14 protein-coding genes are annotated in these 17,717 nt (G+C 63.1%); 9 read left to right on the top strand and 5 right to left on the bottom strand.

The window, feature by feature from the left end; genetic code table 11:
* Window positions 1-34 precede the first annotated feature (34 nt).
* Window positions 35-1,264 (top strand): acyl-CoA dehydrogenase family protein, encoded by a 1,230-nt coding sequence (locus BcanWU425_RS27445; RefSeq protein ID WP_018456937.1) that lies wholly within the window; start codon window positions 35-37, stop codon window positions 1,262-1,264.
* An 87-nt stretch (window positions 1,265-1,351) separates the two neighbouring features.
* Here BcanWU425_RS27445 and BcanWU425_RS27440 read toward each other — a convergent pair whose 3' ends face one another.
* Entirely contained in the window at window positions 1,352-2,689 is a 1,338-nt protein-coding gene (locus BcanWU425_RS27440) for an epoxide hydrolase family protein (protein ID WP_204510660.1), read from the bottom strand.
* 634 nt (window positions 2,690-3,323) lie between these two features.
* On the opposite strand from BcanWU425_RS27440, the gene BcanWU425_RS27435 reads away from it, so the two are divergent.
* The 3 genes from BcanWU425_RS27435 to BcanWU425_RS27425 all read left to right on the top strand — a co-directional run bounded on the left by BcanWU425_RS27435 (window position 3,324) and on the right by BcanWU425_RS27425 (window position 4,937).
* Complete coding sequence (locus tag BcanWU425_RS27435) at window positions 3,324-3,815, top strand: septal ring lytic transglycosylase RlpA family protein (protein WP_085352210.1); 492 nt, start codon at window positions 3,324-3,326, stop codon at window positions 3,813-3,815.
* A 362-nt stretch (window positions 3,816-4,177) separates the two neighbouring features.
* Window positions 4,178-4,639, top strand: coding sequence for a hypothetical protein (locus tag BcanWU425_RS27430; protein WP_231188720.1), 462 nt, complete (start codon window positions 4,178-4,180; stop codon window positions 4,637-4,639).
* 49 nt (window positions 4,640-4,688) lie between these two features.
* Window positions 4,689-4,937 carry a cupin domain-containing protein gene (locus tag BcanWU425_RS27425; RefSeq protein WP_231188718.1) on the top strand — a complete coding sequence of 83 codons (249 nt, stop codon included), beginning with the start codon at window positions 4,689-4,691 and terminating at the stop codon, window positions 4,935-4,937.
* Window positions 4,938-4,994: 57 nt separating this feature from the next.
* On the opposite strand, the gene BcanWU425_RS27420 is transcribed toward BcanWU425_RS27425, so the two are convergent.
* From BcanWU425_RS27420 to BcanWU425_RS27410, 3 genes are all read right to left on the bottom strand, one after another.
* A complete protein-coding gene (locus BcanWU425_RS27420) occupies window positions 4,995-6,965 on the bottom strand; it encodes an AI-2E family transporter (protein WP_026233267.1) in 1,971 nt (656 codons plus the stop codon).
* A 103-nt stretch (window positions 6,966-7,068) separates the two neighbouring features.
* Window positions 7,069-7,383 carry a hypothetical protein gene (locus BcanWU425_RS27415; RefSeq protein WP_018456931.1) on the bottom strand — a complete coding sequence of 105 codons (315 nt, stop codon included), beginning with the start codon at window positions 7,381-7,383 and terminating at the stop codon, window positions 7,069-7,071.
* Window positions 7,384-7,801: 418 nt separating this feature from the next.
* Window positions 7,802-9,541, bottom strand: a complete 1,740-nt coding sequence (locus BcanWU425_RS27410) for a methyl-accepting chemotaxis protein (protein WP_231188717.1) — start codon at window positions 9,539-9,541, stop codon at window positions 7,802-7,804.
* Between the two features lie 219 nt (window positions 9,542-9,760).
* Here BcanWU425_RS27410 and BcanWU425_RS27405 point away from each other — a divergent pair, with 219 nt between their 5' ends.
* The 4 genes from BcanWU425_RS27405 (at window position 9,761) to BcanWU425_RS27390 (ending at window position 16,246) form a co-directional block, all read left to right on the top strand.
* On the top strand, window positions 9,761-11,143 hold the full coding sequence (locus tag BcanWU425_RS27405) for an ethanolamine ammonia-lyase subunit EutB (protein WP_204510662.1): 1,383 nt from the start codon (window positions 9,761-9,763) through the stop codon (window positions 11,141-11,143).
* 151 nt (window positions 11,144-11,294) lie between these two features.
* A complete protein-coding gene (locus BcanWU425_RS27400) occupies window positions 11,295-12,881 on the top strand; it encodes a B12-binding domain-containing radical SAM protein (RefSeq protein ID WP_085352431.1) in 1,587 nt (528 codons plus the stop codon).
* Window positions 12,882-12,887: 6 nt separating this feature from the next.
* On the top strand, window positions 12,888-13,673 hold the full coding sequence (eutC, locus tag BcanWU425_RS27395; protein ID WP_204510663.1) for an ethanolamine ammonia-lyase subunit EutC: 786 nt from the start codon (window positions 12,888-12,890) through the stop codon (window positions 13,671-13,673).
* Window positions 13,674-13,879: 206 nt separating this feature from the next.
* A complete protein-coding gene (locus BcanWU425_RS27390; RefSeq protein WP_231188715.1) occupies window positions 13,880-16,246 on the top strand; it encodes an efflux RND transporter permease subunit in 2,367 nt (788 codons plus the stop codon).
* A 121-nt stretch (window positions 16,247-16,367) separates the two neighbouring features.
* Here the strand turns inward: BcanWU425_RS27390 and BcanWU425_RS27385 are convergent, their stop codons facing one another.
* On the bottom strand, window positions 16,368-16,865 hold the full coding sequence (locus BcanWU425_RS27385; protein WP_018456925.1) for a hypothetical protein: 498 nt from the start codon (window positions 16,863-16,865) through the stop codon (window positions 16,368-16,370).
* 455 nt (window positions 16,866-17,320) lie between these two features.
* On the opposite strand from BcanWU425_RS27385, the gene BcanWU425_RS27380 reads away from it, so the two are divergent.
* Window positions 17,321-17,554: a hypothetical protein gene (locus tag BcanWU425_RS27380; protein WP_007593627.1), complete on the top strand. Its 234-nt coding sequence runs from the start codon at window positions 17,321-17,323 to the stop codon at window positions 17,552-17,554.
* The last annotated feature ends 163 nt before the right edge of the window (window positions 17,555-17,717 follow it).

The following is a 17,717-nucleotide window of genomic DNA, read 5'->3' as shown; positions in this document are numbered from 1 at the left end:
CTGCCACAAGGGGAGAAGGGAACAGGAGGACCCCATGGATTTTCAACACTCCGAACGTTCGCTGGAGCTGCAGGAGCGGGTCCGCCGGTTCATGCGGACGCATGTCGAGCCGGTCGAGGAGCTCTACTACGAGCAGGTGAAGCCGGAAGCGACACGCTACAGGACGCCGCAGATCCTTCAGGACCTGAAGCGGCTGGCGCGCGAGCAGGGGCTTTGGAACCTGTTCCTCTCCGGCGAGCACGGCCAGGATCCCAACAACACTGGCTTGACCAATCTCGAATACGCGCCGGTGAAGGAGATCATGGGCCGCATCCTCTGGGCGCCGGAGGTGTTCAATTGCTCGGCGCCCGATGTCGGCAACATGGAGGTGCTGGCCAATTACGGTACGCCGGCGCAGCAGGAGCGCTGGCTGAAGCCACTGCTGGAAGGGCGCATCCGCTCCGGCTTCTCGATGACGGAGCCGCAGGTTGCCTCCAGCGATGCCACCAACATCCAGTGCGAGATCAGGCGCGACGGCGGCGACTACGTCATCAACGGCCGCAAATGGTTCACCTCGGGCGCGATGAACGAGGATTGCGAGATCCTGATCGTGATGGGCAAGACCGCGCCCGACGATCCCGATCGCCACCGCCAGCAATCCATGATCCTGGTGCCGAGAGCGACGCCTGGCGTGCGCATCGTCCGCGACATGCTGACCTACGGCTATGACGACGCGCCGGTCGGCCATCCCGAGATCGTCTACGAGAACGTTCGCGTGCCCGCGGAGAACATCCTGCTCGGCGAGGGCCGCGGCTTCGAGATCGCGCAAGGCAGGCTCGGCCCCGGCCGTATCCACCATTGTATGCGGCTGATCGGCTGCGCCCAGCGCGCGCTCGAATTGATGTGTCAGCGCGCGGTCTCCCGCACGGCCTTCGGCAAGCCGCTCGCAGAACAGGGCTCGGTGCGTGAGGACATCGCGCACTCATTCTGCGAGATCGCGCAGGCGCGGCTCTTGACGCTGCAAGCCGCCGACAGGATGGACCGCGAGGGCAACAAGATCGCGCGCGACCTGATTGCGGCCGCCAAGATCGTGGTGCCCAGCATGGCCGCCCGCGTTATCGACCGCGCCATCCAGATCCACGGCGCTGCCGGCGTCTCGCAGGACACGTTCCTGGCGCGTGCTTACGTCTACGCCCGCTTCATCCGCATCGGCGACGGACCGGATCAGGTGCATCTGGCCGCGGTGGGGAAGGAGCTGATCAAGCGTGGCGGGGTGATGGGCTAGCAAACGCCATCACTGACGGCCCCATTTCTTCTTTCCCGCGCAAAGCAAGGCGGCATGAACACCTTGCCGGCGGCGCCTTGACCACCGTCACTGGACCAGATGTGCGGGCCGAAGGGGCCTGAATGCGGCGCGCAGCTCGGCGGAGAAAAGCGCCGGCTGCTCCCAGGCAGCAAAATGACCGCCTTTGTCGACCTCGTGGAAGTAGGTCAGGTTGCGATAGGCGCGCCGGGCCCACGTCTCCGGGGCTTGATAGCTCTCGCCCGGGAAGACCGTGATGGCCACCGGCAGTGAGATCTCCGCAGTCTTCTCCGGACCTGCAAGGGCGGGACTGCGCCCGCTATATTCCCAGTAAAGTCGCGCCGAGGAGGTGGCGCTGTTCGTCAACCAGTACAGCGTGATGTCGTCCAGCACCTCGTCGCGGGATTTTTCGGAGTCGGTGTCGTCGAACTTCCAATGCGAGAAGCCGGGATGTCCGAGCATCCAGGCTGCCAGGCCCGCGGGAGAATCCGTCAAGCCGTAGCCGATCGTTTGCGGCCTCGTTCCCATCATCAGCGCGTAGGACCGGTTGCCCATCTTGCCGGCCGCACTGAATGCATCGAACGCCGCGCGTTCCTTGGCGGAGAGGTCTGCCGGAGCAGGCCCGCCGGCCGCGAGGATCGCGGCGATATCGGGCGGGACGATCGCCGGCAAGTTGATATGGATGCCGAGCAAGCCTGCCGGCGCCAGCCGTGCCATCGCACTCGAGACCGGCGAGCCCCAGTCGCCGCCCTGCGCGACATAGTGGGTGTAGCCCAGGCGCTTCATCAGTTCCGCCCAGATGCGCGCTGTGTGGTCGGGACCCCAACCGGTATCGACCGGCTTGCCGGAGAAGCCATAGCCGGGCATCGAGGGGATCACGACGTCGAACGCGTCCTCGGGCCGGCCCGCATGGGCCGTTGGATCGGTGAGTGGATCGATCAGCTTGAGCTGCTCGAATACCGATCCCGGCCGGCCATGGGTTATGACGACAGGCAGGGCATTGGGATGTTTGGAGCGGACATGAATGAAGTGGATGTCGATGCCGTCGATGTTGGTCATGAACTGCGGAAGTCGATTCATCTTCGCTTCGATCTTTCGCCAGTCGTAGGCCGTCCCCCAATAGTTGAGGAGGGACTGGAGCTTCGCCAGCGGGATACCTTGGGAGTGATCGGAAACAGTCTCGCGATCGGGCCATCGCGTCGCCAACACGCGCCGCCGAAGCTCGACCAAGTCCTCCTCCGGCACGGCAATGTGGAAGGGGCGAATTGTGCTTTCGCCCGCGGCCGCCGCTCCACGCAGCGGAAACACGCTCGTGGAAATCACCGCTGCAATTCCAACCGCTGCCGTGCTCAAAAGCGCGCGCCGGCTTCTGTCGATGGTGTTCTCGGAATTGTATGGCATCGGCATAGGACACCTTCCTGGCTTCAGGCGATCGGAGCCTGCGGAGCAGGGCAGTCCTTCGTCTGGCTCTGCAACATGGCTCGGAAGCTGGTCAATAGCTCGTTAAGGCTTGTTAGATGCTGTGAGCAGTTGCGTGATGCCGGGCAGGGTGAAGGAAGACAAGCTCAGCATTTCTGTCCCATGTCCGCTGACACGGACGGAGTGAACAAGCTGACGGGACTCTGTGCGCCGGCTCGTTGTCCGGGAACGCGTTCAGCAGCGGGCCTCGCTGCGCAAGGACATCGCAAACTCTCTCTCTGCGACATCGCGCAAGCAAGCCTTCTCACGCTAGGTGGCTGCCTCCGCCGCAGCAATGATCGCTTCTGCCAAAACCAACGCCGATAAGGATGAAAACACGGTCAGGCAGGCGAGCGCATCGATTGGCCTGATTGGTGGCGCCGTAGAGTCATGCCGTCGCGCGATTTCACTGTCGCCCTCGTCGTCATGCTGTTGACGCAATGTCTGTCTTAGACGGCGACAAGTAAAACACGTGCTGGAACTGTTGGGGTTCCTACAAACGGTTCCGGAGCCAGGGGTTGGCTCGATCCGCAAAACGATTTGCGGCATCGGAACCGAACAATCGAAAATCACAGGAGATATAATGGGGTTCCGATCGAGCGCCGCAATCTGCGGCGCCGTGATTGCACTTGCCGTTTCCGTTTCTATTGCGCGATGTGAAGCTGGTGGGGTTCACTCAAGCGCTGTCGACAACGCCGCTTCCGGGGAAACGATCGTTGGCGCGGCATCCATGTACAATCCGTTCAAGCCAGGCAAAGAGGAGGGCGGCCCGAAGACGGCTTCCGGCGAGCGCTATGACCCCTCGGTCTGGTCGGCCGCCATCAAGACGAGCTTGCGCAAGAAATTCGGTGGGGTCCAATTTGGCGCGAAGCCGAAATACGCCCTCGTCGAGGCCGTCGGCAAGAAGGTCATCGTCAGGATAAATGACGTGGGACCGCTACGGCCCGGCCGCATCATCGACTTCAATGAGCGGACGATGCGCCATTTCGATCCGAGCCTGGAGCGCGGGGTCATTCCCGATGTCAAAGTTCGGCCGCTTGCTGGTGGCGATTGGACCCCCGGACCAGTTGGCTGAACCGTCGCACCAGGAGGTCGCGCAGCACGGCCCTTCCACAATAGGCGAAACGCTTCGATGGCTCTCCATGCGGTCGGCGAGGCGTTGCCCACCGGCGCGACGGTGGTCGGATGTTTGGGAAAACCGACATATCTCCATGCTCGACCAAAGCCGAATAGCGGAGTGAAATCTGCGCGTCTAGATTGAAAGAATGGAAAGGCAAGTGGGGCGGGCAGCCGTTGCTCCGGCGGTCTCATCAACTTGCTTTTTTCCGACGGTTTTTATCAGCGTTCTACGCCCACGCATGTTCGCCAGTATCGATGTCATTGCGAGGCAGTGCCACTGGAGCGGTGTGCGATTGCACGCAACCGCGGAGAACGCAGATGAGCAGCTTCCCTTGGCCCTTGTGGCAAAAGCACAAGAACAAATCGCTGGATCGTGCGGAGCCTCCTTCGGACAAGGTGGAGCCTTCGTCCGAACAGTTCGAAGGCGGGGGTCGGCGACACCTGCTGCAGGCGCTGTCCGTCTTCGCCGCCGGCAGCGCGTTGGGGGAGATGTCAAACCCCGCCGAAGCAAAAGACTCCAGTGATTTGCCACCTCCAAGACGTGCACTGACCGGCCGCGATGAAGCCGGCAAGTCGGTGTTGAAGTCTTTTGAGGTGACTCCAAAGCTGGTGGAAATCGATGCCAATCCAGGACTGACTTTCTATGAACTGTATATGACTGAGGGAGTGCCAGGACTGACTGGCCTGGAGCCGGATCCGATGTCGGCAGGAACGAAGGGCGTTTCCGGGGCCTGCGGGGACCATCTTTCGATTGATCTCGTATCCGCCGAAGCGTCCTGAAGGTTGGAAGCCGCCGCCTGGCGTCACGTTCGAGAGTGGGCTTAGAGAAATGTCGGACAAGATCCCCGGCATGGGAGATCATTTTGAGCGCGGCGCTCCAGGGATGCACACATCGGATACAATAGACTACGGAGTCGTGGTTCGCGGCGAGATGACGCTGGAATTGGACGACGGCCAGAAGGTCCATTTGCGTCAGGGTGATTGCATCGTGCAAAACGGAACGCGCCATCGCTGGCGCAACCCATTGCCCGAACCCTGCCTCATGGCGTTTGTTTCGATCGGCGGGAAGCGCGCCTGACGCGTGGAGACGCGGCGCCTCGTTGGCTGAAATCAGCCATGTCTAGCGTACAAACTGCTAAGCGGCCGTGATCTTCGAAGCCGGGCCTTCGGCTCCAGTGCCAAGGGAGTCCACACCCGTCGCCTCTATGCAGAGTTTAAGCGCCCCGCCCAGAGTTGCAGCAGCCAGATCCGCCTTGGCACCTTCCCGCAGGCTTTCCAGCGCCGCTGGGTCGATGTCCTTCATCCAGCAACCCAGAATGATTGTGGCCTTCGGCAATTTACGGCGAAGGCGTCGCACCGAGTAACGCATGTGGGCGGGGCTGCTTGCATCCATATAGACGAGGCAGACAATGGCGACCCCGGTGGTCTCCAGCCGGAAGATATTCGCCGTCGATAGCGCTTCCGCTGCTTCAACTCGTGCCGACAAGCCATGCGCACCGGTCAGTTGAGCCAGCATGATCGCAGCGGCTTCGTCGATCGGATTTCGCCCGGCCACACAGAGGACGGGATGTTCGCCTTGCCATCCAGTGGGCAAGTCCTCCTTGCGCAGAACCCGCAGACTCTCATAAGGCGCGTCCTCAGCCACGCCCTCTATGGCAGATGTAGCTTCGACATCTGTGGTCGGGCCGACCTTCGGCGGCGGACGCTCATCCTGCTCCGAAATGTTATTGGCAAATTCCTGGACCGCATCCCTGATTTTGGTCAGCCGGTCGGGATCCAGAGCGCCGCGCTCGGCATCCGCTTGAGCCAGTTGCAGTCCTCGCAGGGCGACTTCGTCGTAATAGGAGCTGAGAGATCGCTCCTTCAAGAACTCCTCGGCTTTTGCAGATGCTTCTGTCGGGTCGCCGGCGAGCATCCGCTGATAGAATATCTCAGGCGGAGAGAGTGCTGGTCGGTCTCCAAACATGACGTCCAGGAACTCCAGCCGCTCGACATGGCGGCCCAGTACGACGAGACACACCGTGAGTGGTGTCGCCAGAACGAGGCCGATCGGACCCCAGAGCGCCGTCCAGAACGTCGCAGAAGCCACAACGGCCACCGGCGACAGTCCCGTGCTGTGTCCATAGACCATCGGCTCCAGCACATGGCCGACGACGGGCTCCACCACCACGAACAGCGCGATCGTCCAAAGCAGCATCGTCCAGGTTGGATCGACCGCGACCGCGAGCGCGAGAGGAAAGGCGGCGGCGATGACCGCCCCGATGTAGGGCACGAAGCGCAGCACTGCTGCCAGAATACCCCACAGGATCGCGCTTGGAACGCCGATCAGCCAGAGACCCATTCCGATGACGATGCCGAAGCTGCCGTTCACGAGAAGCTGGATAAGGAAAAGCCGGCTGAGGCGGCTCGCCGCGTCATCAAGGGCAGCCGTGGTGCGCTGCAGGTCATCCGAACCGGCCAGCCTGATCAGACGATTACGAAGATCCTCGCGTTGAAGCAAAATGAAGATCACGAATATGACGATGATCCCGGTCGTTGCGAGCGGATGAAGCAAGGGTGAAATCAGCGTTTGCAAGCTCTCCAGCGCGCCGGGATCGGGCTGAAGCACTTCCACAGGAACGGGCCTCGGCGCGGCCGCTTTCGGAGCTGCTATGGTCCCCAACGAATTCGTGGCCTCCTTGGGCTTGTCGAGTTCTTTGCTGAGGTCCTTCAACATGCTCGAAGCCCGCTCGAGCGTGCCTCGACCAGCGGTGGTCTCACGGAAGGATTGGATCTTCTCGCTTATTGTGGACTGATATCGCGGCAAATCGCCAGCCAGCTGCGTGAGTTGGGTAGCAAGGAGACTGCCCATCGCAAATATGAATGCGAAGGCGATCACGACCACGCTCACCACAGCCAAACTGCGTGGAATGCGCAGACGCTGAACCAGTCGAACCAGGGGCGCCAGCACGAAGCTGAGCAAGACGGCCAGCGCTATGGGGATGATGATCTCGCGACCATAATACAGCACCATGACAATGATCGCGGCGAGAATGGCCATCGCCACGGCGCTCAATAGCGAAATCAATTCTTCCGGTGTTCGTGCTTTGAATGGCTGCCTGATCACAGCTCCTCGCTAGGCCGGGAAAAGCGGCGAGTTTGTTGACGTCCAGTGAGTTCAAAAAAGCCGCGGATTGCTCCGCGGCTTTTGCATTCACAGGATTCGTATCTCAGTAGCGGTCGGTGCCGATCCCGACGCTCACGCCGGGAGCGCGGAAGCCGATGCCGCTGCGCTCTTCATAGCCGCGCCGCTCGATGTAGCGCTCGCGAGGCGCATATCCGTAGGAATCGCGCCCTTCGCGGATGATGACACGGCGTTCGCCGCGCTCACGCCAGCAACGACCGTCTTCGTTGCAGACCATGCGCACGTTCTGAATGTTGCTGTCCGGAGCGACAGACAGGGTGGGAGACAGCGGGGCTGCAGCAGCGGCGGTCACGAGAAGGGTACTTGCTGCGGCCGCCAGAGCGGCTGTGAAAAATTTCATCGTGTTTCTCCCAAATGTGATGTGTCAGTGAGGCAATAGACTGGGAACCCAATGGTTCCATGGCTGAACAGATATCGTCAGCTGCCGCCATTCTGTTCGCAGGCATTCCCTGCCCGAAAGACAGGTGAACTCGCCATGATTGGCGATCATGACCTGGAAGATGGGATTGCGGAGAGAGGCATCGCGCGGTCTCTGTGAAGATCGGCTTCGAGATCCTGCCGGCCCAGCGCGGAAAGCTCCAACATTGACATCATGCTCCTGTTTTGCCCGACGGAGCAAGTAGATTCGTCAAATCCGCAGAAGACGGGGCGGTAGCCAAGCCATTGAAATCGCTGTCCCCGGCTACTGTGCATGGGGTTGTTTTCGCGTTTTTGATGGAGCGACCCCACCGCCGGCTCTGTTGGCGATGGACGTGCGGCTACCCGGCCTTGGCGATGCGGCCGTCCGCCGCGCCTGCGCGCAGGTTCTGGAAGAACTTCTCCACCTCGCGCGACAGCGTCTCCGCCGTCTCGGTCACGCTGCTCGCAGCCCTCAGCACCGAGGAGGCTGCAGTATCGGTCTCGCCGATGGCGTCGCGGAGCGAGCTGATGTTGGCGACGAGGGTCTCGTTGCCTTGGGCAGCCGATTGCGCGTTGGACGAGATCTCGCGCGTGGCGGCGTCCTGCTGGCCGATGGCGCCGGCGATCGCCGAGGTGACGTCGTTGATCTCGCGCACCGCGCCGCCGATCTCGCGGACGGCGTCGACCGCGTTGCGGGTGGAGGACTGGATCATCGAGACGTTTTCGCTGATGTCGGCGGTCGCTTTCGCGGTCTGCCCCGCGAGCGCCTTCACTTCGTGTGCGACGACGGCAAAGCCGCGGCCAGCATCGCCCGCGCGCGCCGCTTCGATGGTGGCATTGAGCGCGAGCAGATTGGTCTGCTCGGCGATCGCCTGGATCAGGCTGAGCACGCCGTCGATGCGTTGCGTGGCGGCCGCCAGGCTCTCGATCTCGGCAATCGATTTCTCGGTGCGCTGCCCGGTCTGCTCGACCGCGCTGGCGGATTGCCGCACCTGCCGGCCGATCTCCACCACCGACGCAGACAGCTCCTCGGCCGCGCCTGCCACCGCCGTGACGTTGTGCGATGCCTGTTCGGTGGCGTTCGCCGCCGTGCCGGCGCGACTGCTCGCGTCCGCGGTGACGCGGGTGATGGTCTGCGCCGTCTCGCGCATGACGGAGGCGTTGTCGCTGAGGCCGCGCATGATCGCGCCGATCGCCTCGCGAAACGCGTCGACGGATTGCTCGATGTGGCGGGCGCGCTCCTCGCGCGCGGCGGAGTCCTGCGAGACCTGCGAGGCGAGGTTGCGGTTGCGCCCCATCGCGTCCTGGAAGATCTGGATCGCGCGCGCCAGTGCGCCGATCTCGTCGGCGCGGTCAGAGTGGGGCACCACGACGTTCTCGGCGCCGTCAGCGACCTGCTTGATGGTCGCGGTGATGGCGGAGAGCGGGCGTGCGATCGAGCGGGCGATGATGACGATGCCGATCACGACGAGGGCGAGCGCCACGCCGGCGAGGCAGGTCAGGACGAAGGACAGGATGCGATTGGTCTCGGTCTCGTGCGCGATTTGCCTCGCGCGCTCGGAATAGACTTTGGACAGCGCCTCGAGATCCTTGTTCAGCGCCGAGCGCACGGCGCGGTTGGCGTCGTTGTCGCCCCATTCGCGGCCCGCGGCCGCATTGATCTCGACGCCGCGGCGCACCAGCTCCTTGCGAAACTCGACGAACTGCTCGATGCGCTTCTTGAAGGTGGCGAACTGTTCGGCATCGTCAGCCTTGACGATGGTCTCCCAGCGCTTCACGACGTCGAGGATCTGGGCGTTGAACTTGAGCAGGCCCTCGCCGTATTTCTTCACCACGGCCGGTTCGGTCGACATGTAGACGCCGCGTGATTCCATCACGACCGCATAGACCAGCGAGTTGACCCGCTCAACGTTCAGCGCGGCGGCGTTCGCGGTCTCGATCGCGGTGGTCAGCTCGGCACCGCGGCGGCTGTTGTAGTCGGACAGCATCGCGATCGCGGCCGTGAGCAGCGCGAACAGCGCGAAGATCGCGTAGAGCTTGTTGGCAAGCGTGAAGCGGCCGGCGAGGCCGGCGGCATTCCCAGATTGGTCGGTTTTCATGGTTTCAGGGGCCCGAATGGCCGGGAGCGGCCGGAGAGCGCAGTCGTACAAATCAATGCAAAACTATGCAGAATGAAGATGGACGCGGCGTTAACGCCGGGTTTGGCCTCCTTCGCCCTCGGTCGAAAGAAAGGTCGATATTTCAGCGTCTTGATCTGAAGGTATAGTCTTGGGATTGCCCTGGAGTCGGCCTTTGGCCGACGAACCCCGGAGAGACCCTTGGTCTACCGCCACACCATCGACGCCACGACGTACACGTTCCCGGATTTGCGCGACCTGCTCGCCAAGGCGACGCCGCCGCGCTCCGGTGACCGGCTGGCCGGGATCGCCGCCGCCAGTGCCGAACAGATGATCGCGGCGCGGATGGTGCTGGCCGACGTCCCTCTCGGGCAGTTCTTACAGGAAGCCGTCATCCCCTATGAGACCGACGAGGTCACCCGCCTCGTTATCGACAGCCACGACGCCAAGGCGTTCGCGCCGGTGGCTTCGCTGACGGTCGGCGCCTTTCGCGACTGGCTGCTATCGGACGCCGCGACGCCCGAAATCCTACGCAAGCTGGCCGGCGGCATCACCCCGGAGATGGCGGCGGCGGTGTCGAAGCTGATGCGCAACCAGGATTTGATCCTGGCGGCGCGGAAATGCGAGGTCACCACCGCTTTCCGCAACACCATCGGTCTGAAGGGCCGGATGAGCACCCGGCTCCAGCCCAACCATCCCTTCGACGACGCCAGAGGGATCACCGCCTCCATCCTCGACGGCATCCTGCTCGGCGCCGGCGATGCCTGCATCGGCATCAACCCGGCGAGCGACGACCCGGCCGTGATCGGCCAATTGCTGCGGCTGCTCGACGAGGTCATCGCGCGGCTGAAGATCCCGACCCAGGCCTGCGTGCTGACCCATGTCACCACGACGCTGTCGCTGATCGGGCAGGGGGCGCCGGTCGACCTCGTGTTCCAGTCGGTCGCCGGCACCGAGGCCGCCAACCGCAGTTTCGGCGTCGACCTCGCGCTCCTCAAGGAGGCCCAAGAGGCCGGGCTGTCGCAGAAGCGCGGCACGGTCGGGCAGAACGTGATGTATTTCGAGACCGGGCAGGGCTCGGCGCTATCGGCCAATGCCCATCACGGCGTCGACCAGCAGACCTGCGAGGCCCGCGCCTATGCGGTGGCCCGCGCCTTTGCGCCCCTCCTGGTCAACAGCGTGGTTGGCTTCATCGGCCCGGAATATCTCTACGACGGCAAGGAAATCATCCGGGCCGGGCTGGAGGATCACTTTTGCGGCAAGCTGCTCGGCCTGCCGCTTGGGATCGACATCTGCTACACCAACCACGCCGAGGCGGACCAGGACGACATGGACAATCTGCTGACGCTGCTTGCGGCCGCCGGCGTCACCTTCATCATGGGTGTCCCCGGCGCCGATGACGTCATGCTGAACTATCAGTCCACGTCTTTTCACGACGCGCTCTATGTCCGCGACGTCTTCGGATTGCGTCGTGCGCCGGAATTCGACGACTGGCTGGTGCGGTCGGGCATTGCGGGCCCCGATTTCCGTCTTGCCGGCGATGCAGGCCTGCTGCCCGATTTTGCCTCACGGTTGATCGCGTGACGTGGCGGAAGCACCCGGTGGCCCGAGGAAACCATTGGTGCCCAAGGGAATTAAGCTCTGCCACAATATTGAGAAATTCCGGCGGCAGCATTACGCTATGTAGCTGTCTGGCAATTTCCGCAGCTAAGTCGAGCGTGGCGGGGGAGCTTTGATGCGAGCTGAAAGTAACGGGACGTCCCGGCGGATTCTCTGCGTGTTTCCGCGATACACATCGTCGTTCGGGACGTTCGAGCATTCCTACCCACTAACCGATGGCGTCCGCGCCTTCATGCCGCCGCAGGGACTTTTGCTGCTCGCGGCCTATCTGCCCGAGGAATGGCAGGTCAAATTCGTCGACGAGAACCTTCGCCGTACGACCAGAGAAGAGTTCGAATGGGCCGAGGCGGTCTTCGTCAGCGGCATGCACATCCAGCGCCAGCAGATGAACGATATCTGCCGCCGCGCCCACGAGTTCGATCTGCCGGTCGCGCTCGGCGGCCCCTCCGTCAGCGCCTGCCCGAACTACTATCCATCCTTCGACTATCTCCATGTCGGCGAGCTCGGCGACGCCACCAATCAGCTGCTCGAGATACTGTCGCGCGACATCTCGCGTCCCGAGACCCAGGTGGTTCTGACCACCAAGGACCGCGTGCCGATGACGGAGTTTCCGATCCCGGCCTACGAGCTCGCCGACGTGAAGAAATACTTCCTCGGCAGCATCCAGTATTCCAGCGGCTGTCCGTATCAGTGCGAGTTCTGCGACATCCCCGGCCTCTATGGCCGCAACCCGCGCCTCAAGTCGCCGGAGCAGATCATCGCCGAACTCGACCGCCTGCGGGAATGCGGCATGACCGACACGGTCTATTTCGTCGACGACAATTTCATCGGCAACCGCAAGGCGGCGCTCGACCTCCTGCCGCATCTGATCGAATGGCAGAAGAGGACCGGCTACATGGTGCGGCTCGCCTGCGAGGCGACGCTCAACATCGCCAAGCGGCCGGAAATCCTCGAGAAGATGCGCGAGGCCTATTTCGTCACCATCTTCTGCGGCATCGAGACGCCCGACCCCGATGCGCTGAAGGCGATGCACAAGGACCACAACATGATGGTCCCGATCCTCGAGGGCGTGCAAACCATCAACTCCTACGGCATGGAGGTCGTGTCCGGCATCATCATGGGGCTCGACACCGACAAGCCGAACACTTCGGAGGCGCTGCTCGCCTTTGTCGAGGAGTCCCGAATTCCGCTGCTCACGATCAACCTGCTTCAGGCGTTGCCGAAGACGCCGCTGTGGGACCGTCTGGAGCGCGAGGGGCGCCTGGTCGAGGACGACGGGCGCGATTCCAATGTTGACTTCCTGTTGCCCTACGACGACGTCGTTGCGTCCTGGAAGCACGCCATGGCCGTCGCCTACGAGCCCGAGAAGGTCTACGGGCGCTTCCAGTATCAATGCGACCACGTTTACGTGCACCGCCTCAAGATGCCAACGCCGGACGAGATGAAGACCTGGACCAACATCAGGCGCGGCCTCGTCATGCTGCGAAACATCTTCTGGAAGGTCGGCGTGCTCGGCGACTACAAGCGCGTGTTCTGGAAGTTCGCGCTGGGCCGCATCAAGCGCGGCGATCTCGAAGGCCTGATCGGCTGCACCCTGATCGCGCACCATCTCATCACCTTTGCGCGGGCGGCCTCGACCGGCCAGCAGAACGCCTCGAACTATTCGATCCGGCTACGCGAGGCCTCCGTTCCCGCCGAATGACACAACATGTCTGATCCGGCCATCCCGCGTCGTCCGACCCTCGATCTGCGGTCGCTTACGCCCGCGCGCGTCGCGCTCGGGCGCAGCGGCGCGAGCCTGCCGACGCGGGCATTGCTCGATTTCACACTGGACCACGCCCGCGCCCGCGATGCCGTACACGCCGTGTTCGATGCGCCGCGGCTGGTCGCGGATCTCTGCGCGCTTGGCCTCGTCGTCACCGAGGCGAACAGCCGGGCGGTCGACCGCGGGGACTATCTGCGGCGGCCCGATCTGGGCAGACGGCTCGATGCCGGATCAGCCGAGTCCTTGGCGCGGAGCGCCTCGGAGCCGTGCCGACTCGCACTCGTGATTGGCGACGGCCTGTCGGCGGCGGCGGTCCACGCCCATGCGGCCGCGCTGGTGATGCGCCTGCTGCCGTTGCTCGCGGCCGACGATGGTGTCGCGATCGGCCATGTCGTCGTCGCCTCAGGCGCGCGCGTCGCGCTCGGCGACGAGATCGGCGCCATTCTCGGCGCGCGGATGGTCGCGATGCTGATCGGCGAGCGGCCGGGCCTGTCGGCGCCCGACAGTCTCGGCGCCTATCTAACTTTCGCCCCCAAGCCGGGTCGCACTGATGCCGAGCGCAATTGCGTGTCGAACATCCACAAGGCCGGGTTGAGCTATGACGAGGCTGCCTTCAAGATCGCCTGGCTGGTCCGCGAGGGGCTCGCGCGGGAAGTGACCGGTGTGGCGCTGAAGGACGAGAGCGCAGACCGCGCGCCGCGTCGAATTGGCACGGCTTTGCCCGAATGAAGGGCATTAAGGCAAAATCGCCACATCTTGATCGATTCGGCCACACTCCGCCTGCTTGCGAGAAGGGCGATTGACCTGCTAAACCCCTCGCAGCGATTTTCTGCGCATTTTCAAAGGGCAAGCCTCCCATTGGTATGGCATTTTCAAGCCGTTCGCGGGGCGCGACAAGCTCACAGACCCGAGCCGATTTAGGAACTGGACAAGGCATGCTCGAAAAGCACAGCGAGAGTGAGGTTCATGTCGACAAGGTCGAGCAGGGACCTGCGTCCTCGATCGCCTTCGGGCTGGAGCGCATCGGGCTGATCGCAGTCCGGGCGCCCATCGTCTCCTGCGTCGTCCTGCTCGTGCTAATCGTCGGCGCCGTGTTCGGCATCCACCGGATCAAGATCGACGATTCGCTCTCGCAGCTGTTCCGGTCCAACACGCCGGAATTCCGCCAGTACGAAGCGGTGACCAAGAAGTTCCCGGCCGAGGAATTCGACGTCCTCGTCGTAGTCGAGGGCAAGACCCTGCTGGCCCGGAACAACCTCGAGAAGCTGCGCGACTTCGTCACCGACATGCAGCTGGTCGAGGGTACGCGCGGACTGGTCTCGCTGTTCTCCGCGCGTCAGGCGCCCGCTCCGGGCAAGCTTCCCGCCGCACTGTTCCCGCCCGAGCTGCCCGAGGGCGAGGCCTATGACAAGTTCATCGAGGGCGTCAAAGCCAACGAGATCATCCGCGGCAAGCTGTTGTCCGAGGACGGCACGCTGGCGCTGATCGTACTGTCGCTCGATCCGGAGGTGGTCGCCTCCAACAAGCTGACCAAGACCGTCGCCGACATCCGCGCGCTGATAAAGGAAGACCTCAGTGACACCGGGCTCAACGTGCAGCTTTCCGGCGTGCCGGTGATGCAGCTCGAGATCCGCAACGCGGTCGAGCGCGACGGGCTCACCTACAACATCCTCGGCATTCTCGCCGGCTGTGTCATCGCCATCATCTTCTTCCGCAAAATCTCGTTCATGGTGGCGGCGGCGTTCCCGCCGATGATCGCGATCCTGCTGGCGCTCGGCGCGCTCGGCTGGGCCAATTTCAATCTCAACATGTTCCTGAACGTGATGACGCCGCTCATCATGGTCATCAGCTTCTCGGACTCGATGCAGCTCACCTTCGCCGCGCGCGACCGGCTGATCGCGGGCCAGGACAAGTTCACCGCATTCAAGAACGCGGTGCTGGTGGTGGGACCGGCCTGCGTGCTGACGCACGGCACCGCAGGCATTTCCTTCATCGCGCTCCAGTTCTCCGACTCCGATCTGATCCGCAAGTTCGGCGAGGCGGGTCTCGCCGCCACCGTCATCGCGCTGGTTGCGGTGTTGTCGCTCGTGCCGGTGTTCGGCGTGCTGCTCGTGCGCAACGAGAAGGTCTTTGCGACCAAGTTCCAGAGCGCGGATGCCGGCGTACAAGCGCTGCGTAATTTCTGCTACTGGATCGCGGTGCGCATGGTGGGCCGTCCCGGCCTGTTCAGCCTGATCGCGGTGGTGTTCGTGGCGGGCCTCGGCGTCATCTACGCAAATCTGGAGCCGCGCTACCGGCTCGCCGACCAGGTGCCGGACAAGCGCCAAGCGGTCGCGGCCAGCGACCGGCTCGACGCCAAGCTCACCGGCGCCAACCCGGTCAACGTTCTGATCCAGTTCCCCAAGGGTGAATCGCTCTATTCGCCGGAGACGCTGCAGACCATCGCGGACGTGCACGCGACGGTGGAGAAGGCCGCCGGTGTCGGCAATGTCTGGTCGGTCGAGACCCTGCGCCGCTGGCTCGCGGACAAGGCCGGCAGCGCCGACGTCGCGACCCTGAAGGAATATGTCAGCGTCATTCCGGAGCATCTGGTGCGCCGGTTCATCGATGCCGAGCAGGACGCGGTCGTGGTCGCAGGTCGCGTGCCGGACAAGGATTCCAGCCAGCTCCTGCCGATCGTCGACAAGCTCGATACCGAGCTCGACGCCGTCCGCAAGAAGCATCCCGGCTATGAAGTGGCGGTCACGGGTCTTGCCGCGATTGCCGCGCGCAATTCGGCCGGCATGATCGAGAAGCTCAACCGCGGGCTCACCGTCGAATTCGCGCTGGTCGCGATTTTCATCGGCCTTGCCTTCCGTTCCTGGGTCGTGATGTTCGCCTGCATCCTGCCGGGCATCTTCCCCGTCGTGATGTCGGGAACAGTGCTGTGGGCGATGGACGAGGGACTGCAATTTGCCAGTGTCGTAGCTCTGACCGTTTCGTTCGGCCTGGGCTTAAGCGCCACCATCCACTTCCTCAACCGCCTCAGGCTCGAGAGCAAGCCGGGCGTCGGCTCGGCGCTCGCAGTGGAGCGCGCGACCGTGCTGGTCGGCCCGGCGTTGATCCTGACCACGTTGGTGCTGGCCTGCGGTCTCGTCGTCACGGTGTTCTCCGATCTGCCGTCGCTACGGCTGTTCGGCTGGCTCAGCGCCTTCTCGATGGTGATGGCGCTCGTCGCCGACCTCTTCATCCTGCGGCCGACGGCGATGTGGTTGATCAATCTGCACGCCAAGCTTCAGGGCACCGACAAGCCGGCGATCTGAGCGGCTGCATCCATCGGACACGGAATCGGCGCGGTCCGGACGATTGCGCCGCGCCTCCGAAAAACAACAAGCCCCGGTTCGCGAGAACCGGGGCTTGTCGCTTTCGAAGCGGTAAGAGCTGTCAGCCCTTCGTCATCGTGATGTTGACGCCGCGAATCTCGCCCTTGGATGAGATCTGCACCGTCTGCTTGGTGCCGTTGGTGCGCAGCGACAAATTGGCGGCAAATCCGTTGGCCTCGACGAACACCTCGATCTGGCCGCCACCGGCGGTGCCTTGGAGATTGCCGAAGATGTTGCGGTTGGTCTCGCTCCAATTGCCGGAGATGCGCTCGCCTTGGCTGGTCACATCGCTGGTGAGGTCGAACTTGTAGCTGTCGGAGGCGCAGTGCAACGCCTGCTTGAGACTGAGACCGGTGCCGGCAACCTTGTAGTCCGCCTTGCAGCGGATGCGCTCGGTCGAGCCGTCGGACAGCGACACCGTACCCGTCCCGGTCCATGCGCCCTCGAAACCTGCAAACGGTCCGGACGACTGAGCCTGACTTGTCGAAACCGAGAAGAGCAGCGCAGCGCCGATGCCGGCCGCCTTGATTGCCAGTTCAGTCCGTCCAAAGAATTTCATCTCAAAATATCCCGTTTAGAACGACGTCCGCTTCTCACGAAGAACGTCTCGCCACATCGAAAGTTTAGTGTTCCGAGCCAGTGACAGGTTCAATGCCCGACTGCCAGAGATGGCAGTTCACGACGCCTTGATGCTTCCACCTCTCGATTTGTCGTATTTCGGCATGTTTCTTGGTCCCGAGGCGGTATCGAGAGATGCAGCTCTGCAACAGGTGCGCAGCAAAACGCGGCGCACCTGAATTATGACGTAGTATCAGTCTCTTACATTTGCCAGAGAAGACGCAGGGAAGCCCTGATTTGGTGGACGTGGCGCCAATTTGGCCGCATTTGCCAGTGCTTGTGCCTTGCCCGAGGCCGCTCCTCCCGCGGCGACTTGCCATCAGAACAATCCGCTCCGGTCGTCGCCCTGTGCTGTCCGGGATTGGTGCGATTCTGCCGTCAGAATGAAGGAATACAATGCGTAAGCTTCTCGTCGCTCTCACCTTGCTGTCGGCCTCCCTCTCGACCGCAGCGTTCGCCCAGCAAGGGCGCGGCACGGACGCCGAGCAGAAGGCCTGCTCGCGCGATGTGCAGAAGCTCTGCCGTCCGGTCATCGACCAGGGTGATTTCACCATCCTGGCCTGCCTCAAGGAGAACCGGGCCAAGATCTCTCAGGCCTGCGACCAGGTCCTGAAGAACCACAACCAGTAAGCTCGGCCACTGGCCCACAAAAGGCGGCCCCGGGGCCGCCTTTTCGGACCTGATCCGCAAAGGGCAGCCATCGAGAGACAGGATTGGTTTTGCGGCCGTATTCCCCTATATGGGGGCCGCGGCGGCATCGCCCGCACGGGCTCGCGCGAGCGAAAAAGCCCTT

Origin of the sequence: Bradyrhizobium sp. WU425, assembly GCF_021052305.1 — a bacterium.
Lineage (GTDB): Bacteria > Pseudomonadota > Alphaproteobacteria > Rhizobiales > Xanthobacteraceae > Bradyrhizobium > Bradyrhizobium canariense_D.
The sequence above is the reverse complement of the archived record's forward strand: the minus strand, read 5'-3'. Positions and strand labels throughout refer to the sequence as shown.